Consider the following 22,145-nt stretch of genomic DNA (forward strand, 5'->3'; position numbering starts at 1 on the left):
ATGTTTCCGCCAGCCTCGATCAATTTTTCGATTCCCTGCATATTTATCGGAGTATTTTCATGACGACTGTAGGCGTTGCGGCACCACACGGCCGCCTTCCTTCCGGCGGCCTGCCGCATAGCGGTGGCATCTCGGATCGCACGCTTTTTGCCCTTGCTGCACTGAATTTCTTTCTCGCCGACGCCCGCGACGGTCTCGGGCCGTTTCTGGATGCATTTCTGGCGACACGGGGCTGGTCTTCGCTCTCGCTGGGCATGATCGCCACGGTCGGCGGCCTTGTGGGTCTGCTCGCCACGCCGCTTTGTGGCGCCCTGGTAGATGGAACGACGTGGAAAAGGACGCTGATTGCCATACCCGTCGTCCTCGTGACCATCGGCGCGCTGATCACCTTGATCTTTCCCGATGTTTGGATCGTCTGGACCGGCCAGATCATGACGGCCGTCGTCGGCGCCGTGGTCGGCCCGGCGCTTGCCGGCCTCACGCTCGGCCTTGTCGGCGAGCGCCTGTTTTCCCATCAGATTTCGCGCAACGAGTTCTGGAACCACGGCGGCAATTTCGCATCGCTCTTCGCGACTTATGTCGTCGTCACTTTCTTCGGCATGGACGGCATCATCGGCCTGATGCTGCTGACCGCTGCGGGTGCTCTGGTCGCGACGGCGGCCATCGACCCCGAACGCATCGACCACAAGGTGGCGCGCGGCCTTGGCGAAGACAGGGGCGAACCCGGTCCATCCGGCATCGCGGTCTTGCTGCAGGAACGCGGACTTATCTTTCTGGCCATCATCCTGCTCGTCTTCCACTTCGGCAACGCGCCGATGGGCCGGTTGATCGCGCAGGATTTCGCCATCGAACTTCAGACACCCTTCCGCACCACTGCGATCATTACCGGCGTCGCGCAATTTGCGATGATTTTCGTCGCCGCCATGGCGCCTTGGCTGATACGACGTTTCGGTCTCTCAACCGTCTTTATCATCGCGCTCGTCGCACTGCCGATCCGCGGCGTTCTCGCTTCCGCCTTTACGGACTTCTGGGTCATTTTCCCCGTCCAGTTTCTGGACGGTGTCGGAGCGGGTCTGCTCGGCATAGTCACGCCGGTTGCGGTGGAGAGAATTTTGAAGGGCACGGGCCGCTTTAATGTCGGTCTTGCCAGCGTCATGATGGTTCAAGGCATCGGCGCGTCATTCAGCAATGTCGTCGCAGGTTGGCTGGTGACGAAGGGCGGTTATTCACTGTCGCACCTTGTCGGCGGCGGCATTGCGGCAATCGCCATCGGGCTTTTCCTGCTCTATCGCAACGAGATAGCGCCTAAACAGAATAATGATGGCCTGTCTCAAGGAAGGCAGTAACGGCGCAAACAGAAAAGGAGGCCATCTGGCCTCCTTATATGTCGTAGACCGTGTTCCGTCAGCCGACGAAAGCGCGTTCGATCACGAATTCGGCAGGCTTGTTGTTGGCGCCTTCGGTAAGACCGGCATTCTCAAGCAGTTCCTTGGTATCCTTGAGCATCGCCGAGGAACCGCAGATCATGCCGCGGTCAATGGCCGGATCGAGCGCGGGTACGCCGAGATCGGAAAACAGCTTGCCGTTTTCGATCAGCGTGGTGATGCGGCCCTTGAAGGGATAATCTTCGCGGGTCACCGTGGCATAATGCTTGAGCTTGTCGCCGACAATCTCGCTGAGGAACTCGTGGTTCTTGATTTCCTCGACCAGATCGAAACCGTATTTCAGTTCGGCCACATCGCGGCAGGTATGGGTGAGGATGACCTCTTCGAACTTCTCATAGGTCTCGGGATCGCGGATCAGGCTCGCGAAAGGCGCAATGCCGGTGCCGGTGGAGAACATGTAAAGCCGTCTGCCGGGCGTTAGCGCATCGAGAACCAGCGTGCCTGTCGGCTTCTTGCGCATCAAAACGGTATCGCCAGGCTTTATCGCCTGAAGATGGGAGGTCAGCGGGCCATCCGGGACCTTGATCGAGAAAAATTCCAACTCCTCGTCCCAGGCGGGGCTGGCGATGGAATAGGCGCGATAGATCGGCTTGTCGCCGACCATCAGGCCGATCATGGCGAATTCGCCGGAACGAAAACGGAAGCCGGCCGGACGCGTCATGCGGAAACGGAACAGATGATCCGTATAATGTTCCACCGACAAAACCGTCTCGGCATAAACACCATCGGGTATCTTGATCGCGAAATCTTCCGTCTTGGCTGGCGCGTTCATTTAGGTTCCGTCCATTCTATTCGATGAGCGACATTCTCCGACCGGGCAATTATACCATTTCTGCTCCGGTTTGAAGGCATGAGAATGTCAATACTGCCATTTGCGTAGGAAATATGTATCAGAAACTCATATTTCCGTGCACAGAGACGCACGCCGACGCCAGCTATAAGCCTCGCCGTCGCTCGCAGGCCTGGCCGTCGGCTGGTAATAGACCGGAATTTCCGGCAGGCGATTTTCGGACAGGCGGCGGATCGCCGTACCATTCGTCACCGCAAAGCTTGTGAAGCCGGTACGCAGCATGAGCGGCACCTGATCGATCAGCACGTCGCCAATCGCCCTCACCTCGCCTGTGAAACCGAGGCGGCTGCGCAGCAGCGACGCGTGGCTAAAACCACGGCCGTCATTGAAAGCCGGGAAACTCACCGCGACAAGCTCGATACGGTCGAGATAAGGTTCCAGCCGGGTCACATCATCGGCAGGCGCAATCAGCACCCCGAGACCGATATCGTTGCTTTCGGCCGCACGAACCAGAAAATCGGCAAGCGGCAGCACGGGCTTCTGCTCGGCCACCGCTTTTAATTCTTCCGTTTCGATCACCCAGGGATCGTTCTCCACGAAGCCGTCGCGGGTCCAGATTTTCGTCATGACATTCTCCTCAGGCGGCTTCGGCGGCGGAACCGTAGAGCGCATCCTTGAACGGTTGCGGCCCGACGCGGCGATAGGCTTCAAGGAAATTCTCTTCCTTTGAAAGACGAAGCCCGAGATAGGTGTCGACGATGGTCTCAACCGCGTCGGTCACCTTTTCCGGTTCGAAGCCGCGACCGATGATCTCACCGATCGAGGTGTTTTCGTCACCCGATCCGCCAAGCGTGATCTGGTAGAGTTCCGCACCCTTCTTTTCCACGCCCAGCAGCCCGATATGACCGACATGGTGGTGGCCGCAGGCATTGATACAGCCGGAAATCTTGATCTTCAGCTCACCAATTTCCGCCTGACGCTCCGGCGAACCGAAGCGGGTGGAAATTTCCTGCGCCACCGGAATGGAGCGCGCATTGGCAAGCGCGCAATAATCCAGCCCGGGACAGGCAATGATATCGGTGATGAGCCCGGCATTGGCGGTCGCAAGACCCGCGCCTGCAAGTGCACGATAGACCGGCTCGAGGTCAGCCAGCGCCACATGCGGCAGGATGATGTTCTGCTCGTGGCTGATGCGGATTTCGTCGAAGGCATATTCCGCGGCAATATCGGCGACCAGCTCCATCTGCTCATCCGTCGCGTCGCCCGGAATGCCACCGATCGGCTTCAGCGAGATCGTTACCATGCCGTAGTCCGGATGCTTGTGCGGGGCGACGTTCTGCTCGACAAAACGGGCAAAGCCCTCGTCGGCCCGCTTCCAGCGCGCCAGGCTTTCCCAGCCTTCCGGCCGGTCCTTCAGCGCCGGCGGCGCGAAATAGGCGGTGATGGCGGCGATATCGGCATCCGGCAGCTTCAATTCGGAGTTCTTGAGTTCCGCAAATTCGACCTCGACCTGACGGGCCAGTTCTTCCGCACCCGTCTCATGCACGAGGATCTTGATGCGCGCCTTGTATTTGTTGTCACGACGACCATGAAGGTTATAAACCCGCATCACGGCCGTGGTATAGGACAGGAGATCTTCTTCCGGCAGGAAGTCGCGGATCTTCTTGGCGATCATCGGCGTGCGCCCCTGTCCACCACCGACATAAACGGCAAAGCCGATCTCGCCCTTGTCGTTCTTTTTCAGATGCAGGCCGATATCGTGAACCTGAATGGCCGCACGATCGCGTTCGGCACCCGTCACTGCAATCTTGAACTTGCGCGGCAGGAACGAGAATTCCGGATGCACGGAAGACCATTGGCGCAGGATCTCGGCATAAGGACGCGGATCAGCAACCTCGTCGGCCGCAGCGCCAGCGAAATGATCCGCCGTGACGTTGCGAATGCAGTTGCCAGAGGTCTGCAGCGCGTGCATTTCCACGCTTGCCAGTTCGGAGAGGATATCCGGGGTATCAGAGAGGCGCGGCCAGTTATACTGGATGTTCTGACGGGTGGTGAAATGGCCGTAACCCCGGTCGTATTTACGGGCAATATGCGCCAGCATCCGCATCTGCTTGGAATTCAGCGTACCGTAGGGGATGGCGACGCGCAGCATATAGGCGTGCAGCTGAAGATAGACACCATTCATCAGGCGCAATGGCTTGAATGCGTCCTCGGCCAGCTCACCGGATAGCCGGCGCTCAACCTGATCGCGAAACTGCGCCACGCGGCCTTCAACAAATGCGTGATCGAACTCGTCGTAACGGTACATATTCTTCCTCAGACTGCGATAAATGCTGCATCGGCCGGCTTGTAGCCGGTCGCATAGTGCACGGTCGGGCCGGCGGCGCGAATGCGCTCGCGCAGGCGCGTCGGCCAGAGCTTGCCGTTCTCTTCCACAACGTCGACGATATTAACGTCAACGACCTTGTTGGCGGAAAAATCCCGCTTGCCGATCTCCTCGAACGAGGCGACCGCTTCCGCATGGCGGGCGACGATTGCGCCCTGCAGGTTTTCCGTCCATTCGCCGTTGGCGTCGAGCCAGACGGCAATGCCATCGCTCAGGCGGTTGGCGGTCAAAACCTTGTCAGCCATTTACATACTCCCGTTTGAGGTCCGCCGGCCTTCCGGCAAGCGCAAGCGCCTCGGACCTGTCGAAATTGGCGCCCGCCACCGCATCGCCGATGATGACCATGACAGGACCGGTCAGTTCATCGCGATGTTCAAGGTCGGGCAGATCGTTTAATGTTCCGTGCAGCAGGCGGCGATCCGCGCGGCTGGCGTTTTCGATAACGGCAACGGTGGTTTCCACACCGAGCCCCGCTTCGACAAGCCTTGTGGCCACCGAGGCAGCGACGCTGCGGCCCATATAGACGGCAATGGTCGCACCGGAAACGGCAAGCCGGGCCCAGTCGGGCAGAACATCGCCTGTCAGATCGTGACCGGTGGTGAAAATCAGCGACGAGGCGACACCACGCAGCGTCAGCGGCAGTTCGAAATCCGCAGCGGCGGCGAAGGCCGACGTGATGCCAGGCACGATCTCGTAAGCGATGCCGGCATCGCGCAGCGCTGACATCTCCTCGCCCGCACGGCCATAAACCAGGGGATCGCCGGATTTGAGGCGTACGACGCGCTTGCCGTCCTTGCCGAGACGCACCAGCAGGCGGTTGATCTCGTCCTGCGACTTGCTATGGCAGCCCTTGCGCTTGCCGACCGAGAGCCTCTCGGCGTCGCGACGACCCATATCGATGATAGCCTGCGGCACCAGCGCATCGTAAACGATGACGTCGGCTTCCATCAGAACGCGCTGCGCGCGCAGTGTCAGAAGATCTTCCGCACCGGGCCCTGCGCCGACAAGCCATACGCGGCCTTCGCTGCGTTCGGGCGACCGCAGAAGACGGTCGACAGCCTCATGGGCGGCCGGGGCGTCGCCGACGGCGACGGCATCCGCAACTGCCCCGGAGAAAAATCGCCGCCAGAAATTGCGCCGCAACGCGCCCTTCGGTACGGTTTGTTCCGCTGCACCGCGATACTGCACGGCGAGATGTGCGAGCTTGCCAAGTGAAGGCGGCAGCATCTGGTCTATGCGCGCGCGGATCATCTGCGCGAGCACCGGCCCTGCCCCTTCGGTGCCGATAGCCACCGCGACGGGTGCCCGGGACACAAGCGCCGGCGTGAAGAAATCGCAGAATTCCGGCTGGTCCACCGCATTGGCGGGGATTTTCCGGGAACGCGCGGCAGCAACGATGTCCCTGTCCAGAACAGCCTCGCCAGTTGCAGCAAAAACCAGGGTCGCACCGTCGATCAGATGGCTGGCAAAAGCAAGAGGCCGATGATCGATGCCGTGTTCGCGGAGATAAACTGCGTAATCAGCCTCCGGCTCGTCGGCATAGGCAACGATATGCGCATTGGTATTGGCAAGAAGCCTGACCTTTGCGAAGGCCTCATCGCCATTTCCGAAGACGGCAACCTGCCTGCCCTCGACCCGGAAGAATGCGGGGAAGGTTGAAAGGCGATCGCCGGCAGCGGAAAAATCATGTTCGTTGTGCATTGGACATATATCCCGCATCGCGGCGCAAGATTGAAGAAACAGAAATTCAAGCCTTTCCGGCACCTGGATTTTTATTTCTCGAACACCCCGGTTTTGGAGGAAAACAAACCGGCCTCTGTTTCCCGCACGCCTGGAGGCTTCCAAGCGCAGCGCGAATCCCTTGACAAACCCGGCCCCCGCGCCGAACAAGGGAAGACAATTTGCCATCTGTTTTCCATGCGAAGACCGCTTTATACAAGCGACAAGAAGGACCGCCCCCTTGACCAGCCAGCCACTTTCCGCCCGCCTTCTTGATGTCATCGAACACGATATCCTGCCATTGACGGCGCGCGGTGTCAGCCTTGGCAACAAGGTTTTTGGCGCGGCAATCCTGCGTAAGTCCGACCTGTCGCTGGTGGTTGCGGAAACCAACAACGAGCTGGAAAATCCGCTCTGGCACGGCGAGGTGCATACGCTGAAGCGGTTTTACGAACTGGGCGAAAAGCCGAATACGAAGGACCTGATTTTCCTCTCCACCCACGAACCCTGCACCATGTGCATGTCCGCCATCACCTGGGCCGGTTTCGACAATTTCTACTCCTTCTTCAGCCACGAGGATTCGCGCGACGCTTTCGCGATCCCGCATGATCTGAAAATTCTGAAGGAAGTCTTCGGGTTGGAGCCGGGCGGCTATCGCCGCAACAACGCTTTCTGGAACTCGTATTTCATCACCGATCTGGTGGAAGCCGAGGAGGATCCGCTGAAGAGCACGTTGAAGGCGCAGACCGCCCGCATCAAGGCGGCCTATGACGATCTGTCCACCAGCTATCAGTCGTCGAAGGGCGGCAACGATATTCCTCTGAATTAAGCGCGGAACTGGACGGCCGGACCGGCATAAACACAAGCGAAGGTTTGAGCATATGGAAGCCTCGAAGGACATTTCCCGCCTGATCGAGATCATGGAAGCCCTGCGCCAGCCGGAAACCGGTTGCCCGTGGGATGTCGTCCAGACCTTCGAGACGATCAAGCCCTATACGATTGAAGAGGCTTATGAAGTCGCCGACGCCATCGAGCGCAGGGACATGGACGATCTTTGCGAAGAACTGGGCGATCTTCTGTTGCAGGTCGTCTTTCATTCACGTATCGCCGAGGAGCGCGGTGAGTTTGCCTTCGGCGATGTGGTGCATGCCGTCACCTCGAAAATGATCCGCCGACACCCGCATGTCTTTGCCGCCTCCGAGGCCGATACGCCCGACAGCGTCAAGCTGCAGTGGGACCGGATCAAGGCCGAGGAAAAACGCGAGCGCGCAGCGCGCCGTGCGCGCCGGGGCATCACGGAGGATTTCAAGGCCGGCTTTCTCGGCGGAGTGCAACGCAGCCAGCCGGCGCTGACCGAAGCGCTCAAACTGCAGGAACAGGCGGCGCGCGTCGGTTTCGACTGGTCGGACCCCGCCCCCATTCTCGACAAGATCGAAGAAGAAATCGCCGAACTGCGCGAAGCGCTGGAGGAAGGAAGGCCTGAAAAGGTCTCAGACGAACTGGGCGACCTGATCTTCGCCCTCGTCAATATCGGCCGTCACGTCAAGGCCGATCCGGAAAACGCGCTGCGCGGCACCAACACGAAATTTCGCAGGCGCTTCAACCACATCGAAAAGTCGCTCGGCGAAAATGGCGAGACGCTGGAGGAAGCAAGCCTCGAGAGGATGGAAGACCTCTGGCAAGCGGCAAAGCGCATCGAACGCTCGCTCGATAAGGTCACGTCCTGAGCGGCAGGACGCCTCGCGGCTCGAGCGCCGGTTTTCTCCGCCCGCAGCCGAGCTGCATCATCGAAGAAGAATGGAAACAGTCGAGGGCCGCATGATGCGGCCCCTGCTTTTGCTCAGACGCTCTTATTCGCCGCCGCCCAGCGAGTGCACGAAGATCGCAAGCTGCTTGACCGTCGTGTCACCGAGGCGCTCACCCCAGGCGGGCATGACGCCATGCTTGGGAGAGCGTATCTGCGAAACGATCCCCTCTTCGCCATGAGATTTCAGCCAGATGGCGTCGGCAAGATTGGGTGCACCGAATTCGCGGTTGCCCTTGGCATCTTCCCCATGGCAAGACGCACAATTGTCGGCAAACAGCTGCCTTCCGGGTTCCACCAGCACCGGGTTGGAAGGCGTTCCCGTGAGGCTGAACACATAAGCGGCAACCTGACGAATTTCATCCGGCTGCAGTATATCGCCAAAGGCCGGCATTTCCGAAGCACGTGTGTCTGGATCATCCTGAAAGCGGATGCCGTGCTTCACCGTCGTATAGATGTCATCGACGCTGCCGCCCCACATCCAGTCGTCGTCATTGAGGTTGGGATAACCCTGCCCGCCCTCCGCGCCAGAACCGTGACACTGAATGCAATTGACCTTGAAAGCGGCAGCACCGCCCGAAAGGGCAAATTGCATCAGCGTCGGGTCCGCCTGGATGTCGGCAAGCGACGAATTGGCGATCTTGTCGACATAGATGCTCTGAGACTGTCTGGCATCCGCCAGGTCCGCGGCGATTTCGGCACGGCTGTTCCAGCCGAGGACGCCCTGGGTTGCACCTGAAATCAGCGGCCATGCCGGAAAAGCGATGGTGTAGCCGATGGCCCAGACAATCGTGGCGTAGAATGTCCACACCCACCAGCGAGGCATGGGGTTGTTCAATTCGCGAATACCGTCCCACTCGTGGCCGGTGGTTTCGACGCCACTGATTTTATCGATGTGTTTTTCGGACATGTTCAGTCCTCCCTGAGCGGAATGCTGGCCGCATCGTCCGCGGCCCTTTTCGAGCCTGGGCGAAGCGTGAAGATGACGACGCCGGCGAAGAACAGGGTCATGGCAAGCAGGCCCCAGCTATCGGCGAAGTGGCGCATGGCCGTGTAGGTTTCCATCGTTCCGCCTCCTCACCGGTAACCGGCGGCATCGTCATAGGTCGAGAAATCGACCAGCGTGCCGAGCATCTGGAGATAAGCGACCAGCGCATCCATTTCCGTGAGCTTTGCCGGATCGCCGTCGAAATCGCCGACCTTGGCCTTGGGATAGCGCGCCAGCAGTTCCGACGAATCCGCATTCGGGTCCGCCTGGGCGGCGAGATCGGCCGCGGATTTCTCGATCATCTCGTCGCTATAGGGCACACCGACAGCACGGTTGGCCTTCAGCTCCATGGAGATGTCAGTGATCTTGAGCGGCGTTGTCTTGAGGAAGGCATAGGACGGCATGATCGATTCCGGCACCACCGAGCGTGGATCAGCCAGATGCTGCACGTGCCACTCGTTCGAATAACGGTCACCCACGCGCGCCAGGTCAGGCCCGGTGCGCTTCGAACCCCACTGGAACGGATGGTCGTACATGGATTCCGCCGCCAGGCTGTAATGCCCGTAACGTTCCACCTCGTCGCGGAACGGACGGATCATCTGGCTGTGGCAGACATAACATCCCTCGCGAATGTAGATGTTGCGCCCGGCCAGTTCCAGCGGCGTGTAGGGCCGCATGCCTTCCACCTTCTCGATGGTGTTTTCGAGGTAGAAGAGCGGTGCGATTTCAACGATACCGCCGATCGAGACCACCAGCAGCGAGCCGACCAGAAGCAGGGTGGCGTTACGTTCGATGACGCCGTGTTTGTCGAGTATGGACATCGGCCCCTCCTATTCAGCGGGCTGCAGCGAAGGAGCCGCGCCTTTGCTGGCGCCCTCCTCGCGTTGATGACCGAGGATGGTCATGGTGACGTTGTAGGCCATGATCAGCGCGCCGCTGAGGAACATCAGGCCGCCCAGTGCACGCATCACATAATAGGGGAACAGCGCTGCCACCGATTCCGCGAAGGAATAGACAAGGAAGCCCTGGCTATCATATTCGCGCCACATCAGCGCCTGCTGGATGCCGGCCACCCACATGACGGCGGCGTAGATGACGATGCCGAGCGTGGCGAGCCAGAAGTGCCAGTTCACGAGTTGCAGGCTGTAAAGACGGTCCCTGCCCCACAGCTTGGGCGTCAGATAATAGATCGCGCCGAAGGTGATCATGCCGTTCCAGCCGAGCGCGCCCGAATGCACATGGCCGATGGTCCAGTCGGTATAGTGGCTGAGCGAGTTGACGGCCTTGATCGACATCATCGGGCCCTCGAAGGTGGCCATGCCATAGAAGGCAACCGCCATCACCATCATGCGCACGATGGGATCGGTACGGATCTTGTCCCAGGCGCCCGAAAGCGTCATCAGGCCGTTGATCATGCCGCCCCACGATGGCATCCACAGCATGATCGAGAACACCATGCCAAGCGTCTGCGCCCAGTCCGGAAGTGCCGTGTAATGCAGGTGGTGCGGGCCTGCCCAGATATACATGAAGATCAGCGCCCAGAAGTGGATGATCGACAGGCGGTAGGAATAAACCGGGCGGTTCACCTGCTTCGGAATGAAGTAATACATCATGCCGAGGAAGCCGGCCGTCAGGAAGAAGCCGACGGCGTTATGGCCATACCACCATTGCGTCAGCGCATCCTGCACGCCCGAAAAGGCGGAGTAGCTCTTGACGCCGAGAAAAGAGACGGGAATGGCGAGGTTGTTGACGATGTGCAGCATGGCAATCGTCACGATGAAGCTCAGGTAGAACCAGTTCGCCACATAGATATGCGGCTCCTTGCGTGTCAGGATCGTGCCGAGGAACGTGATGAGATAGGCAACCCAGACGATCGTCAGCCAGATATCGACATACCATTCCGGCTCCGCATATTCGCGTCCCTGCGTTATGCCGAGCAGATAGCCGGTGGCGGCCATGACGATGAAGAGGTTGTAGCCCCAGAACACGAACCAGCCGAGATCGCCGCCGAACAGGCGTGCCCGACAGGTTCTCTGCACCACGTAGAATGAGGTGGCGATCAGCGCATTTCCCCCGAAAGCGAAGATCACCGCCGACGTGTGCAGCGGCCTTACACGGCCGAAATTGAAATAGGGTGCGATGTTGAGATCCGGAAAAGCAAGCTGCAGCGCCACCACGACGCCGACCAGGAAGCCGACGACGCCCCAGAAGACGGTGGCGATGACACCGTATCGTACGACTCCGTCGAAATATTCCGACTTGCGCCGGGCCCGCGCGGCCGGATCGACGGGCGCAAAGGAGACACGGCGCAACAGAAGCACCGTGCTGACCAGCAGCGTAAAGAACAGCACCCACATATGGGCGGCGAAAAGACTGTCATGGGCGAATGCCGCCCCGAGCAACGCGAGAAAGGCCCCAAGGGCCACGATCGCGGTTTCCAGTGTGTAGTTCATTGTTGGTTTCCCCCAACGTGCAAGCCGACCGACGAAAGGCACTGCATGCGCCTGGGAGAGCGGACGTGCGCCTTTGCGTCGGTTGGAGCATTGCCACCGGGAATGGGAAGCGACCTTGATCCAGATCAAGAAAGCAAAGCTGCCGCAGCCTCGCCAAAATGCGGCTCGCATTTACAAGGGAAATTTGCCTCTAAGCTGGAGTGCGGCGATGTCGACCGCGCTTTCGCGGGTGCCGCTTCAGCCCTTCATTTTCAGGGGCAACCCGGCGGCGACGAAAAAGACCTCACCGGCAATGGCGGCGATTCGCTGATGCAGCCGCCCCGCATGATCCCGGAATTCCCGCGCCATGCGATTTTCCGGCACGATGCCGAGACCGACTTCATTGGAAACGAAAATCAGCTTCGCCCGAGCCGACAGGATCGCCGCCTCAAGTGCCGCGAAGGCAGCATCGAAATCCGCATTTTCCATCATCAGATTGGTAAGCCACAAAGTGAGGCAATCGACGAGAACGACATTGTCCGGCCGGTCCAGCCGCTCCAGCATGGCGGCGATATCGACGGGCGCTTCATGGGTGGTCCATTCGCCGCCACGCCGCGCCTGATGATGGGCGATCCGGTCACGCATCTCGTCATCCCAAGCCCGGCCGGTGGCCAGATAATGCAGGTTTCCGCCCGCCTTTATGGCAAGTTCTTCCGCAAAACGCGATTTGCCGGAGCGCGCGCCGCCAAGAATGAAAACGGAGCGGTTATTATCTGTCATGGGAAACCTGAAGGAAGAGAATAAACGGACCGGCATCTTCGCCGGGTCGCGAGCCAGTGACAGGCGGACATGAAGGGAACGATTCGTAGAAAAGGCGTCCCCCGGTTGCTCACGCCGGACTGCCGCTGATACCGGGCCGGAAAAAACAAGACCTGCCTGCAGGATGCGGGGCATATCAGTCTTGATGCTCCGGATACCGGAAACACCGGTCCGGAAGAAAAGCTAGGTGCGAACGTCCATCCTGTCAATCCGTCCCTGCCGTTGGTGAAAAACCAGGCGGAACCGGTACGCAAAACCTTAACCCGGAACCGGCAGACCTGTCGTCCGCGACAGGACTGATAAAGCGACTTGGTTACCGGAAAGTTAGCGTTAAACCGAATGATGAAACCGCAACGCCAAAAGAGAATATGGGAGTGACGTCAGCCGCCGCCATTGCCTTGCCATGGCCTTCAAATCAATATGGTTTCGAAGATTCGCAAACAGCAAGGTGGCCTGCCCGTAATGACCGTCATCGACTATATCGCGATTGTCGTTTTCATCCTTCTATGGGCCGCCTACACCCATGTGACGACGGGAACGAGGCTGTTTTCGCGCGCCAGCCTCAACCAGGCCATGGCCGAGCGCCGTCGCGACTGGATCATGAATTCGCTGAAGCGCGACCTGAAGATGATCGACACGCAGATCATGGCCGGCCTGCAGAACGGAACCGCCTTTTTCGCTTCCACCTCCATCTTCGCCATCGGCGGATGTTTTGCCCTTCTGGGGGCGACCGAGCAGGTCGAGTCGGTGTTTCGCGACATGCCTTTCGTGCATTATGCCGGTCGCACGGCTTTTGAACTGAAGGTCATCGGGCTCACCTGTCTCTTCGGTTACTCCTTCTTCAAATTCGGCTGGTCCTACCGGCTGTTCAACTACTGCACCATCCTCTTCGGCGCCATTCCCATGGTGCACGACGTCGGCGCCGACCGCGAGGCGGCGGAACGCGCGGCCGAGAACGTCATCAAGATGAACATCATCGCCGCCAAGAACTTCAATGACGGCCTGCGGACCATCTTTCTGTCCATCGGTTATCTCGGCTGGTTCATCAGCCCCTATGTCTTCATCGCCAGCACGGTCATCATCATTGTCGCGCTCTTGCGCCGCCAGTTCTTTTCCGAGGCGCGACGCGCCATCATGGAAGAAAACAGGCCTTGAAATAGCCGCACTTCAAGGGCCAAGCCGAGCCAGGCACCGGCCTTACCGAAAGCTGAAACACGGAAACCATGGACACAAACACAGTCGCCAACGAAAACCGCCGTAAAGGCCGCATAGGCGTCCTCGACACGCTCCGCGGGCTGGCCCTCATCGCCATGGCGTCCTACCACTTCACGTGGAATCTGGAATATTTCGGTTATCTCGAACCAGGCACGGCAACCACGGGCCTCTGGAAGCTTTACGCACGCGGCATCGCCACGTCATTTCTGTTCCTTGCGGGTTTCAGCCTGTTTCTCGCCCACGGCAAGGGCGTGAACTGGCCATCCTTCGGCAAGCGTTTCGCCATGGTGGCCGGTTCGGCGCTGCTCATCACCATCGCCACCTATTTTGCCTTTCCGGACAGCTTCATCTTCTTCGGCATACTGCATAATATTGCCGCCGCAAGCCTCGTGGGACTGTTGTTCCTCAGGGCACCCGCAGCCGTGACACTGCTTTTCGCTGTGATTGCTTTTATACTGCCGCAATATCTGCAATCCGAACTGTTCAATGCAAAATGGCTGGCCTGGATCGGCTTTTCCACCCAGCCACCCCGTTCGAATGATTATGTCCCGCTGCTGCCCTGGCTTGCGCCGTTCCTCGCCGGGCTTGCGGTCTCGCAATTCGTCACGCCGCGCGGCTGGCTCGACCGCTTTCGAAGCCCGAGTTCACCTCGCAACCTTCTTGCAAGCGCCGGCCGTCACAGCCTTGCCTTCTATCTCATCCACCAGCCAGTATTAATCGGGCTTGTTTACACCCTGTCGCTCGTCGCCCCACCCCCGCCTGTCGATCAGGTCGAACTATACAAATCAAGCTGCGAAAAAAGCTGCGTCGAACAGGCGAACGGGCTGGAGCTGTGCCAGCGCTTCTGCGGCTGCACGCTGGAGAAGCTCCAGGCGGAAAGCCTTTTTGACATCATGATGGAAGGCAAGCTGACCGCGGATCAGCAGACGAAGGTCAGCGAAGTGGCACAGCAGTGCACTGTTGAGGCGCAGTAGCGCAGGCAGCCAGAGCGTCAGCGGTCGCCGTCTTTCCTCTCCCTTTCCGGGAAGAAGGTGGCCCGAAGGGTCGGATCAGGGGGCGAACGTCGGTGATAAATCGAGATCATGTCCCACATCCCGCTGCCGCGACATTCTCGTCGGCGGGGCAAGCCGAACCCGCTCGTTTCATATGAAGTAAAGCGGAGAGTCTTGGAGCCGTTCACGACAGTTACGTCAACGGAATATCCGATACCACTAAAAAGCAGTGCTCAGGTCCCAACGCCGATTTCGGCAAGACGCGTCAGACAGGCTTCTTCGACATTGTCGAGCTCCGCCAGCGTCTCCTCGATATCCTTGCGCTTCTGCCGAAGATCGGCGCGCTTTTCATCGACCTTCTTCATCAGGAGCACAAGCTGGCCCGATTCCCCCGGCGGCTCCTTGTAGACCTGAATGATCTCGCGGATTTCGGCTATCGTGAAACCGATACGGCGACCGCGCAGGATTTCCTGAATGAGGCGGCGGTCCGCTGCACGGAAAAGCCTGGTGCGCCCGCGCCGCTCAGGATGGATCAACCCTTCATCCTCATAAAATCTGAGTGTGCGGGTGGAAACACCGAATTCTCGGGTCAGTTCGGTTATGCTATAATATTTGTTCACGGGCCTATCCGATTCCTAACCGGATCATTATTATTTGACCTTCACGTAAAAGTCAATTTTATGGCCGCCCTCGCCTATCCCGAAATTCCGTACCACCAGGTCGCTATTCCCAGGAAGGCAAAAAACCCGACAATGTCCGTTACCGCCGTTACGAAGACGGCGGATGAGACGGCAGGGTCAGCTCCGAACTTGTCAAGGACGAGCGGAATGAGAATTCCCGCCAGGGCCGCCGCGAGCATGTTGAGACACATGGCCGTGGCGATGATGCCGCCAATATGGATGTCCTGAAACCATAGCGCCGCGACAACACCGATGGCGCAGCCGAACAGCATGCCGTTCAGAATGCCCACCCCCGCCTCGCGCCGGATGATGCGGGCGGCATTGTTGATATCGAGGCTTTTGGTGGCGAGCGCGCGCACCGATACCGTCATGGTCTGCGATCCGGCGTTGCCGCCCATGCCGGCAACCGCAGGCATCAGGATCGCCAGCGCGACGATCTGCTGGATTGTCGCATCGAACAGGCTGATGACGGAAGCGGACAGAAAGGCGGTGATGAGATTAACGGCGAGCCACGGAACGCGGGAACGCGACGTGCTGGCTATGGAGTCCGACAGCTCTTCGTCACCCACACCGCCAAGACGCAGAAGGTCTTCCTCGGCCTCTTCCTGGATGACGTCGACCACGTCATCGATGGTCAGCACGCCGACCAGCCGGCCGTTATTGTCCACCACGGCGGCGGACAGAAGGTCGTATTGCTCGAAGAGCTGCGCTGCCTCTTCCTGATCCATTTCGGCTGGAATGGAATGGTTTGTCTCATGCATGATCGTTTCGATCTTCACCTGGCGCTTGGCCCGCAGCACCTTGTCGAGATCGAGCGCGCCGACCAGCTTGAAAGTGGGATCGATGACAAAAATCTGGGTGAAGGAATCCGGGAGTTCCTCCTCCTCTCGCAGATAATCAATAGTCTGCCCGACAGTCCAGAATGGCGGCACGGCGACGAATTCCGTCTGCATGCGCCGACCGGCCGAGCTCTCAGGATAGTCCAGCGCCCGCATCAACCGCACGCGTTCGGTGAAGGGCAGCTGCGAGAGAATGTCCTTACGATCCTCGTCGTCGAGGTCTTCAAGAATGTAGACGGCGTCGTCGGAATCGAGCTCGCCGATACCGGCAGCGATCTGCTCGTTCGACATCTGATCGACGATATCGAGGCGGATACCTTCATCCACCTCGGTCAGCGCCGTCATATCAAAATCGGAACCGAGCAGCCGCACAAGCGCGTGGCGCTGTTCCGGGAGAATGGATTCAAGCAGGTCTCCGAGTTCGGATTCATGCAGTCGCGCCACATTCTTGCGCAGGAACAAGAGGTCGCGATCGGCGATTGCCGCACCCACCATCGTCAGAAAATCGGAACGCACCGAGCCATCTTCGGCATAAATATCCGACGGGGCATCCAACGGCTTCAATTCATCGGGCGCGACAGCGTCGTCGTCACGGTCTGTCATCTGGCGTCCCCCTGTATTCAAATGCCGCAATGCTCGGATTCGAAGGCAGAATGGCGTTAAAAAGCATATTGTCAACAACCGGATAGCTGCAAATACCTAAGCTTCGCGCGTGTCGCGAAAATTCCATTCGTCATTCCTCTTCGCCTCTCCGGCAGGACCGGGCGGAGTGCGGCTTATAAGCATGAATAGCCGATCCGTGCCGCTTGTTTTACGACAACGCCCGCACCCTTTACGCCGTTCCGCAGCCAAGGTTGATAGCCATGACGCTGGTTTTACCGCAACGCACAACAAAGGCGTTGACAGCCGATGCGGATGGGCGCTTCTGAAGATGTTATTGACAAAGGACAAGCCGCGCCGACCGGACGCGGAAAGTCAGTTTCGGGGTGGCAAACCATGAGCAAGACGGGTTTCATCGGCAAGGCATCGTCCGCCGCAGGCGGTTGGGGCGCACTTAAAAGCGTCGGCAAGCGCCTTCTGGAATCCGGGGCACCGATCTCGGGCGTCCGCACCCTGTTGAAGACCAATCAGCCGGATGGTTTTGACTGTCCCGGTTGCGCCTGGGGCGATCCGGAACACGGCTCCTCTTTCGAGTTCTGTGAAAACGGCGTCAAGGCGGTATCCTGGGAAGCGACCGAAGCCCGCGTGCCGCAGGAGTTCTTCGCCAGCCACACCGTCTCCGAACTGCGCGGCTGGTCCGATTACGAGTTGGAAAAACAGGGGCGTCTCACCCATCCCATGCGCTATGACCGGATGAGCGACAAATACCTGCCCGTATCGTGGGACGAGGCCTTTACCGAAATCGGCAGCATCCTCAACGGTCTCGACAACCCGAACCGGGCTGAATTCTATACGTCCGGCCGCGCTTCCAACGAGGCGGCTTTCCTTTATCAGCTGATGGTGCGGCTTTACGGCACCAATAATTTCCCCGACTGCTCCAATATGTGCCACGAGGCAAGCGGTGTCGGATTGAACGCATCGATCGGTGTCGGCAAAGGAACGGTGCTGCTCGAGGACTTTGAAAAGGCCGACGCGATTTTCGTGATCGGGCAAAACCCTGGCACCAATCATCCGCGCATGCTGGGCGACCTGCGCCGCGCCGCCCTGCGCGGCGCCCGGATCGCCGTCTTCAATCCCATTCGCGAAAAGGGGCTGGAGCGCTTTGCAGACCCGCAGGACAAGATCGAGATGATCAGTGGCGGCAGCACGAAGATTGCCACCAATTATTACCAGCCGCGCCAGGGCGGCGACATGGCGGCGGTGCGCGGCATGAGCAAGGCGGTCTTCGCCGCTGACGACGCCGCAAGGGCGGCGGGCGAACCCGCCATCATCGACTACGACTTCATCGCCGAACATGCAGCGGAGTTCGAGGCCTACCGTGCCGCCGTCGAAGCGACGAGCTGGGAGACCATTCTCGACCAGTCCGGCCTCACCCGCGAGGAGATCGAAGAAGCCGCCCACATCTACATGAAGGCCGGCTCCGTCATCGCGACATGGGCCATGGGCGTCACTCAGCATCGTCACTCGGTCGTCATCGTGCGCGAGATCACGAATTTCATGTTGCTGCGCGGCAATGTCGGTCGTCCCGGTGCGGGCCTTTGCCCCGTGCGCGGTCATTCCAACGTTCAGGGCGACCGCACCGTCGGCATCGATGAAAAAGCACCGCCCGCACTTCTCGATGCGCTGGAAAAGGAACTCGGCGTTACCATGCCGCGCAAGCCCGGCCACAATACGGTGGAGGCTTTGGCGGCCATGCTTGAGGGCAAGGCGCAAGCCTTCATTGCGCTCGGGGGTAATTTCCTGCGCGCCACGCCCGATAGCCCGCTTATTATCAAGGCATTCGAAAATCAGAAGCTCACCGTCAACATCGCCACCAAGCTCAATCATTCGCATCTCGTGCCGGGCGAAACCTCGTTCGTGCTGCCTTGCCTGGGGCGAACCGAGATCGACCGCAATTCGGCAGGCCGGGCGCAGATCGTCACGGTCGAGGATTCCATGAGCATGGTGCACGGCTCCGGCGGCATCAATCCACCGGCGTCGGACGAGCTGCGCTCGGAAGTCGCCATCATCGCCGGCATCGCAGAAGCGACGCTGGGCAGCGGGCCTGTGAACTGGAAAGCGCTCGCTGATGATTACGATCTTATCCGCGACATGATCGAGCGGGTCATACCCGGATTCGAGAATTTCAACGAACGCGTTCGCGTGCCGCGCGGCTTCCGTCTGCCAAATAGGGCTGCGGAACGGCAATGGAACACACCGGCGAAAAAGGCGATCTTTTTCAGCGGCCCCCTGCCCGAACAGACCGAACACCAGCAGGCGCTCACGCGCGAGAACCTTTTCGTCCTGCAGACCTTCCGCAGCCACGATCAATACAACACCACGATCTACGGCATGGACGACCGCTATCGTGGCGTTTATGGCGAACGCCACGTCATCTTCATGAACCCGGCGGATATGCAAGCGCTCGGCGCCCATTCCCGCCAGCGTGTCGATGTCGTTGGCGAATATGGCGATGGGATCGAACGCATCGCACAGAATTTCCGGCTGGTGCCCTACAATATTCCGCGGGGCAGCATCGGCGGTTATTATCCGGAACTGAATGTGCTGGTGCCGCTGTCGAGCTATGGCAAAGACAGTTTTACACCGACGTCTAAATCCGTGCTCGTGTCCGTCCGCCTGCGCCCGGATGCCTCCTGATGAATGAGGAACAGTCCGCTGATGCCTTCATGGCTGCGGTGGCACGGGTTCAAGAGCGATCGCAGCCCTTGCTGACATCCACCGGCGCGGCGATACTGATTGCGGTCGACTTCAATATAGCCACAGACAGCCGCGGCATTGCCAACAGGCTGGGTCTTGCACATGCCCTCATTCTGCGCGAAATCGCCGGTCTGTCACCGCGCTTCGTGCAGGTAACGAGACGCGATGCCCGCACCCAGCGCAGCTTCCTGGAAGCGACAGCGGAGGGAAAGGCGCTCGCTGCCGCCGCCCGGATTTGAAACGAACGGAGCATTTCCTTGCCAATCAGGCCTATCCTGCCCTATCCGCATCCCGGCTTGTCGGAAATCTGCGAGCCGGTCACGGGGTTTGACGGGCAATTGCAGGATCTTGTCGGCGACTTGATCGACACGATGCGCGCCGCCCCGGGTGTCGGCATCACCGCCGCCCATATCGGCGTGAAGCAGCGTGTTTTTGTGCTGGAACTGACGCCGGGGACCGTCCTTACCTACGTTAATCCCGAAATCATCGGCCGCGCCACGCAGACCATGCGACATGTGGAGGGCAGCGTCTCGATGCCGGGCTTCACGGACGAAGTGGAGCGGCCATCCAAGATCGAAGTGAGGTTTCAGGACATCGACGGCACGGAGCACCGTCAGGCCGTCGAGGGATTTCACGCCATTTGCATCCAGCACGAGATTGACCAGCTTGACGGCATTTTCTGGGTGAAGCGGCTTTCGAAGCTGAAACGCGACCGGCTGGTGAAGAAATGGGAAAAGTCGAGGAAGCCGTAACCGTCAGCTGGTAATCGACAGCACAAATTCCGCATCGCCTTTCAGCGTGTTGCTGACGGTGCAGATATCCTCCGCCCTGTGCGCAAGCGCCAGTCGCTCCGCCGCGTTGAAGTTTCCGGCGATCTCCATCCGAATGTCGAAGCGGATGATGCGATAGGGCTCATCGGCCGATTTCTCGCCGGAGACATCAACACGAACACCCTCGAACAGATCGAGCAGTCCCAAGCTGCTGGCTGCGATGCGGACGCTGAGCGCCAGGCAGGCGGCCAGCGAGGAGTATAAAAGATCGATTGGGTTAAACCCTGGCTCCGAAATCCCCGTGACGATGTCCAGAGCGCCACCGGTGACCGACGACACATGAGGACGGCCAAGCCGCCCCACGCTGACGGAAGCGCCGACCGGCCTCGATTTCATCCTCACGCTCTCGGTCATTCAGAAAATCCTAATTTAATCGCGCGCAATCGACCACATGGAACAAAATACCGGCTGGCGCCTTTTTACTCACGCAACGGTGAACCATCGTTGAATATCGAATTTCAATAGGGAGCTGGGACATATGGTTACATCTACGCTCGTCAGCATTCTGATCACCTTCCTGGTGATTGTGCTTGTCTTGTGGCTCATCGCGCGACTGCCGGTCGGCGGCGGCGCCAAACAGATCGCACAGGTGATCGTCATTATTATCGGCATTATTTCGCTGTTGAAATATCTCGCCGTGTTCTGATGTCCCGGCAAGGCGCAGACGAAAAAAGGCGGCGAAAGCCGCCTCTTTTTTGTTGTCGTTACTGGCGTGGTTCAAACTGGTAAGGTTTTTTCAGCGTGATATCCCGGACGCTGCCTATACCGAGAAAAGGCGTGCCCTCCGGATCGAAGATCGCCCTGCCCTTTGCCGCGATCCATCGGCTAGAGCCGTCAGGCAGGTTGACCTTGTAACGCTGATCGAAAAAGACGCCCGTGGTGATGCTGTCGAAAATGGCCTGTGCCACCCGATCGCGCATCTCAATATCGATCCTTTCCAGAATCTCCTCGATCGTTACCCCGCGTGATGCAACCGGTTCGGAAAATCCATGGCATTCCGCGGTAATCGCATCCATGATCAGCCTGTTGTCGGAAATGCTCCACATGTAATAACCGAGCGCATTGTCTGAATCCGTCTTGTCCCCCTGCACGAAAACCCCCGGATATTATTTCCTGACAAAAGCTAACATCAGACCTCTCATATTCCACCCCTCGTTTTGTGGGGGGAGCAAACGAGCTACCAAAGCGTGCATCAATATCCACCGGAATTTTCCGGCAATCCAAATTGTTGCGCCGTTCTAAAACGGACGACAAATTCCGACGAGGTATCGCAAAAATGCGGGCGTGCGCCTACATGGCTGGGATGACATTTCGAGGAGTTCAAGATGATGCGAGCCGCCCTTACTTTCGGATTGCTGACCGCAACCGTCTTTCTGGCCGGATGCCAGACGTGGCATAGCCCATATCGTGGAAACGAGTGGCGAATGGATCAGGTAATGGATGGGGACCCCTACCGTGTCGGGGACGGACAGCGTTACCGACGCTAGTTCAGTCCGGCCATTCAATTCGGGCGGCGTCGGGTCAATGATTTGCCGCCCGTAATTTTTATAATGCTGACGGCAAGATAAAACACAGTAGCCGAATTGGCTCAGAGGCAGCCCGGCGTCTTGTGGGGTCAGGGCTAACCGATTGGCTAAAAAAGAAAAAACCCGCCGAAGCGGGTTTCTTTGGTGCGGTCGAGAAGACTCGAACTTCCACGGGTTGCCCCACAGCGACCTCAACGCTGCGCGTCTACCAATTCCGCCACGACCGCATCGTGGTAGGCGTCGACTTGCGCCGACGGGGGTGCATGTAGCAAAAGGATTTTGGGTGCACAAGAGCGTCGTGACAGTTTTTTGAAATTAAAAAT

At 59.0% G+C, this 22,145-nt stretch carries 24 protein-coding genes and 1 tRNA gene; 10 read left to right on the forward strand and 15 right to left on the reverse strand.

The window, feature by feature from the left end:
* Positions 1-59: 59 nt before the first annotated feature.
* A complete protein-coding gene (locus ACZ47E_RS05500; RefSeq protein WP_077986329.1) occupies positions 60-1,346 on the forward strand; it encodes an MFS transporter in 1,287 nt (428 codons plus the stop codon).
* A 58-nt stretch (positions 1,347-1,404) separates the two neighbouring features.
* Here the strand turns inward: ACZ47E_RS05500 and ACZ47E_RS05505 are convergent, their stop codons facing one another.
* The 5 genes from ACZ47E_RS05505 to cysG all read right to left on the reverse strand — a co-directional run bounded on the left by ACZ47E_RS05505 (position 1,405) and on the right by cysG (position 6,322).
* A complete protein-coding gene (locus ACZ47E_RS05505) occupies positions 1,405-2,217 on the reverse strand; it encodes a ferredoxin--NADP reductase (protein WP_022556175.1) in 813 nt (270 codons plus the stop codon).
* A 126-nt stretch (positions 2,218-2,343) separates the two neighbouring features.
* Positions 2,344-2,862 (reverse strand): DUF934 domain-containing protein, encoded by a 519-nt coding sequence (locus tag ACZ47E_RS05510; RefSeq protein WP_464016909.1) that lies wholly within the window; start codon positions 2,860-2,862, stop codon positions 2,344-2,346.
* Between the two features lie 10 nt (positions 2,863-2,872).
* Entirely contained in the window at positions 2,873-4,543 is a 1,671-nt protein-coding gene (locus ACZ47E_RS05515; RefSeq protein WP_006697436.1) for a nitrite/sulfite reductase, read from the reverse strand.
* Between the two features lie 8 nt (positions 4,544-4,551).
* Entirely contained in the window at positions 4,552-4,866 is a 315-nt protein-coding gene (locus ACZ47E_RS05520) for a DUF2849 domain-containing protein (RefSeq protein ID WP_004441838.1), read from the reverse strand.
* Positions 4,859-6,322 (reverse strand): siroheme synthase CysG, encoded by a 1,464-nt coding sequence (cysG, locus tag ACZ47E_RS05525; RefSeq protein WP_464016910.1) that lies wholly within the window; start codon positions 6,320-6,322, stop codon positions 4,859-4,861. The genes ACZ47E_RS05520 and cysG overlap by 8 nt, the downstream gene beginning before the upstream one ends.
* Between cysG and ACZ47E_RS05530 the strand changes: the two genes are divergently transcribed.
* From ACZ47E_RS05530 to mazG, 3 genes are read left to right on the forward strand one after another with little or no spacing between them, the layout of a single operon-like run.
* Complete coding sequence (locus ACZ47E_RS05530) at positions 6,308-6,616, forward strand: hypothetical protein (protein ID WP_278066765.1); 309 nt, start codon at positions 6,308-6,310, stop codon at positions 6,614-6,616. The two genes, cysG and ACZ47E_RS05530, sit on opposite strands and share 15 nt — an antisense overlap.
* Positions 6,582-7,169: a deaminase gene (locus tag ACZ47E_RS05535; protein WP_006697434.1), complete on the forward strand. Its 588-nt coding sequence runs from the start codon at positions 6,582-6,584 to the stop codon at positions 7,167-7,169. Before ACZ47E_RS05530 ends, ACZ47E_RS05535 begins: the two co-directional genes overlap by 35 nt.
* 52 nt (positions 7,170-7,221) lie before the next feature.
* Complete coding sequence (gene mazG / locus ACZ47E_RS05540) at positions 7,222-8,067, forward strand: nucleoside triphosphate pyrophosphohydrolase (RefSeq protein ID WP_278066766.1); 846 nt, start codon at positions 7,222-7,224, stop codon at positions 8,065-8,067.
* 123 nt (positions 8,068-8,190) lie between these two features.
* Here mazG and ccoP read toward each other — a convergent pair whose 3' ends face one another.
* The 5 genes from ccoP to cobU form a co-directional block, all read right to left on the reverse strand.
* Positions 8,191-9,054 (reverse strand): cytochrome-c oxidase, cbb3-type subunit III, encoded by an 864-nt coding sequence (gene ccoP, locus ACZ47E_RS05545; protein ID WP_006697432.1) that lies wholly within the window; start codon positions 9,052-9,054, stop codon positions 8,191-8,193.
* A gap of 2 nt (positions 9,055-9,056) precedes the next feature.
* On the reverse strand, positions 9,057-9,209 hold the full coding sequence (locus tag ACZ47E_RS05550; protein ID WP_004441852.1) for a CcoQ/FixQ family Cbb3-type cytochrome c oxidase assembly chaperone: 153 nt from the start codon (positions 9,207-9,209) through the stop codon (positions 9,057-9,059).
* Between the two features lie 12 nt (positions 9,210-9,221).
* Positions 9,222-9,953, reverse strand: coding sequence for a cytochrome-c oxidase, cbb3-type subunit II (ccoO, locus tag ACZ47E_RS05555; RefSeq protein WP_003495954.1), 732 nt, complete (start codon positions 9,951-9,953; stop codon positions 9,222-9,224).
* Positions 9,954-9,962: 9 nt separating this feature from the next.
* On the reverse strand, positions 9,963-11,585 hold the full coding sequence (gene ccoN / locus ACZ47E_RS05560; RefSeq protein ID WP_035208797.1) for a cytochrome-c oxidase, cbb3-type subunit I: 1,623 nt from the start codon (positions 11,583-11,585) through the stop codon (positions 9,963-9,965).
* A 237-nt stretch (positions 11,586-11,822) separates the two neighbouring features.
* Positions 11,823-12,344, reverse strand: coding sequence for a bifunctional adenosylcobinamide kinase/adenosylcobinamide-phosphate guanylyltransferase (gene cobU / locus ACZ47E_RS05565; RefSeq protein ID WP_004441859.1), 522 nt, complete (start codon positions 12,342-12,344; stop codon positions 11,823-11,825).
* A gap of 501 nt (positions 12,345-12,845) precedes the next feature.
* Here cobU and ACZ47E_RS05570 point away from each other — a divergent pair.
* Both ACZ47E_RS05570 and ACZ47E_RS05575 read left to right on the forward strand, forming a co-directional pair.
* Positions 12,846-13,538: a DUF599 domain-containing protein gene (locus ACZ47E_RS05570; protein ID WP_006697428.1), complete on the forward strand. Its 693-nt coding sequence runs from the start codon at positions 12,846-12,848 to the stop codon at positions 13,536-13,538.
* Positions 13,539-13,606: 68 nt separating this feature from the next.
* On the forward strand, positions 13,607-14,572 hold the full coding sequence (locus ACZ47E_RS05575) for a heparan-alpha-glucosaminide N-acetyltransferase (protein ID WP_278066767.1): 966 nt from the start codon (positions 13,607-13,609) through the stop codon (positions 14,570-14,572).
* Between the two features lie 251 nt (positions 14,573-14,823).
* On the opposite strand, the gene ACZ47E_RS05580 is transcribed toward ACZ47E_RS05575, so the two are convergent.
* Entirely contained in the window at positions 14,824-15,210 is a 387-nt protein-coding gene (locus ACZ47E_RS05580; protein ID WP_004441868.1) for a MerR family transcriptional regulator, read from the reverse strand.
* 74 nt (positions 15,211-15,284) lie between these two features.
* The gene (mgtE, locus tag ACZ47E_RS05585) at positions 15,285-16,712 is read right to left on the reverse strand and encodes a magnesium transporter (protein ID WP_004441871.1); all 1,428 of its coding nucleotides are present in this window, start codon (positions 16,710-16,712) and stop codon (positions 15,285-15,287) included.
* Between the two features lie 393 nt (positions 16,713-17,105).
* Between mgtE and ACZ47E_RS05590 the strand changes: the two genes are divergently transcribed.
* From ACZ47E_RS05590 to ACZ47E_RS05600, 3 genes are read left to right on the forward strand one after another with little or no spacing between them, the layout of a single operon-like run.
* Complete coding sequence (locus tag ACZ47E_RS05590; RefSeq protein ID WP_464016911.1) at positions 17,106-19,406, forward strand: FdhF/YdeP family oxidoreductase; 2,301 nt, start codon at positions 17,106-17,108, stop codon at positions 19,404-19,406.
* Entirely contained in the window at positions 19,406-19,705 is a 300-nt protein-coding gene (locus ACZ47E_RS05595) for a hypothetical protein (RefSeq protein WP_278066769.1), read from the forward strand. Before ACZ47E_RS05590 ends, ACZ47E_RS05595 begins: the two co-directional genes overlap by 1 nt.
* Positions 19,706-19,723: 18 nt before the next feature.
* Complete coding sequence (locus ACZ47E_RS05600; RefSeq protein ID WP_278066770.1) at positions 19,724-20,218, forward strand: peptide deformylase; 495 nt, start codon at positions 19,724-19,726, stop codon at positions 20,216-20,218.
* 3 nt (positions 20,219-20,221) lie between these two features.
* Here ACZ47E_RS05600 and ACZ47E_RS05605 read toward each other — a convergent pair whose 3' ends face one another.
* A complete protein-coding gene (locus tag ACZ47E_RS05605) occupies positions 20,222-20,650 on the reverse strand; it encodes an OsmC family protein (protein ID WP_004441881.1) in 429 nt (142 codons plus the stop codon).
* Between the two features lie 124 nt (positions 20,651-20,774).
* On the opposite strand from ACZ47E_RS05605, the gene ACZ47E_RS05610 reads away from it, so the two are divergent.
* A complete protein-coding gene (locus ACZ47E_RS05610) occupies positions 20,775-20,942 on the forward strand; it encodes a Thivi_2564 family membrane protein (protein ID WP_003502827.1) in 168 nt (55 codons plus the stop codon).
* Positions 20,943-21,000: 58 nt separating this feature from the next.
* Here the strand turns inward: ACZ47E_RS05610 and ACZ47E_RS05615 are convergent, their stop codons facing one another.
* Positions 21,001-21,387 (reverse strand): PAS domain-containing protein, encoded by a 387-nt coding sequence (locus tag ACZ47E_RS05615; protein WP_022556187.1) that lies wholly within the window; start codon positions 21,385-21,387, stop codon positions 21,001-21,003.
* Between the two features lie 577 nt (positions 21,388-21,964).
* A tRNA-Leu gene (locus ACZ47E_RS05620) sits at positions 21,965-22,049 on the reverse strand.
* Positions 22,050-22,145 lie beyond the last annotated feature (96 nt).

The sequence above is a fragment of the Agrobacterium sp. 5Ca39 genome (assembly GCF_055382365.1).

Bases quoted from the DNA above. Each gene is read 5' to 3' on its own strand.
- ACZ47E_RS05510 (WP_464016909.1), bottom strand. From the start codon at position 2,862: ATGACGAAAATCTGGACCCGCGACGGCTTCGTGGAGAACGATCCCTGG.
- ACZ47E_RS05575 (WP_278066767.1), top strand. From the start codon at position 13,607: ATGGACACAAACACAGTCGCCAACGAAAACCGCCGTAAAGGCCGCATA.
- ccoN (WP_035208797.1), bottom strand. From the start codon at position 11,585: ATGAACTACACACTGGAAACCGCGATCGTGGCCCTTGGGGCCTTTCTC.
- ACZ47E_RS05515 (WP_006697436.1), bottom strand. From the start codon at position 4,543: ATGTACCGTTACGACGAGTTCGATCACGCATTTGTTGAAGGCCGCGTG.
- ACZ47E_RS05530 (WP_278066765.1), top strand. From the start codon at position 6,308: ATGTTCGTTGTGCATTGGACATATATCCCGCATCGCGGCGCAAGATTG.
- mazG (WP_278066766.1), top strand. From the start codon at position 7,222: ATGGAAGCCTCGAAGGACATTTCCCGCCTGATCGAGATCATGGAAGCC.
- cysG (WP_464016910.1), bottom strand. From the start codon at position 6,322: ATGCACAACGAACATGATTTTTCCGCTGCCGGCGATCGCCTTTCAACC.
- ACZ47E_RS05520 (WP_004441838.1), bottom strand. From the start codon at position 4,866: ATGGCTGACAAGGTTTTGACCGCCAACCGCCTGAGCGATGGCATTGCC.
- cobU (WP_004441859.1), bottom strand. From the start codon at position 12,344: ATGACAGATAATAACCGCTCCGTTTTCATTCTTGGCGGCGCGCGCTCC.
- ccoO (WP_003495954.1), bottom strand. From the start codon at position 9,953: ATGTCCATACTCGACAAACACGGCGTCATCGAACGTAACGCCACCCTG.
- ACZ47E_RS05505 (WP_022556175.1), bottom strand. From the start codon at position 2,217: ATGAACGCGCCAGCCAAGACGGAAGATTTCGCGATCAAGATACCCGAT.
- ACZ47E_RS05570 (WP_006697428.1), top strand. From the start codon at position 12,846: ATGACCGTCATCGACTATATCGCGATTGTCGTTTTCATCCTTCTATGG.
- ACZ47E_RS05590 (WP_464016911.1), top strand. From the start codon at position 17,106: ATGAGCAAGACGGGTTTCATCGGCAAGGCATCGTCCGCCGCAGGCGGT.
- ACZ47E_RS05550 (WP_004441852.1), bottom strand. From the start codon at position 9,209: ATGGAAACCTACACGGCCATGCGCCACTTCGCCGATAGCTGGGGCCTG.
- ACZ47E_RS05610 (WP_003502827.1), top strand. From the start codon at position 20,775: ATGGTTACATCTACGCTCGTCAGCATTCTGATCACCTTCCTGGTGATT.
- ACZ47E_RS05605 (WP_004441881.1), bottom strand. From the start codon at position 20,650: ATGACCGAGAGCGTGAGGATGAAATCGAGGCCGGTCGGCGCTTCCGTC.
- mgtE (WP_004441871.1), bottom strand. From the start codon at position 16,712: ATGACAGACCGTGACGACGACGCTGTCGCGCCCGATGAATTGAAGCCG.
- ACZ47E_RS05595 (WP_278066769.1), top strand. From the start codon at position 19,406: ATGAATGAGGAACAGTCCGCTGATGCCTTCATGGCTGCGGTGGCACGG.
- ACZ47E_RS05500 (WP_077986329.1), top strand. From the start codon at position 60: ATGACGACTGTAGGCGTTGCGGCACCACACGGCCGCCTTCCTTCCGGC.
- ccoP (WP_006697432.1), bottom strand. From the start codon at position 9,054: ATGTCCGAAAAACACATCGATAAAATCAGTGGCGTCGAAACCACCGGC.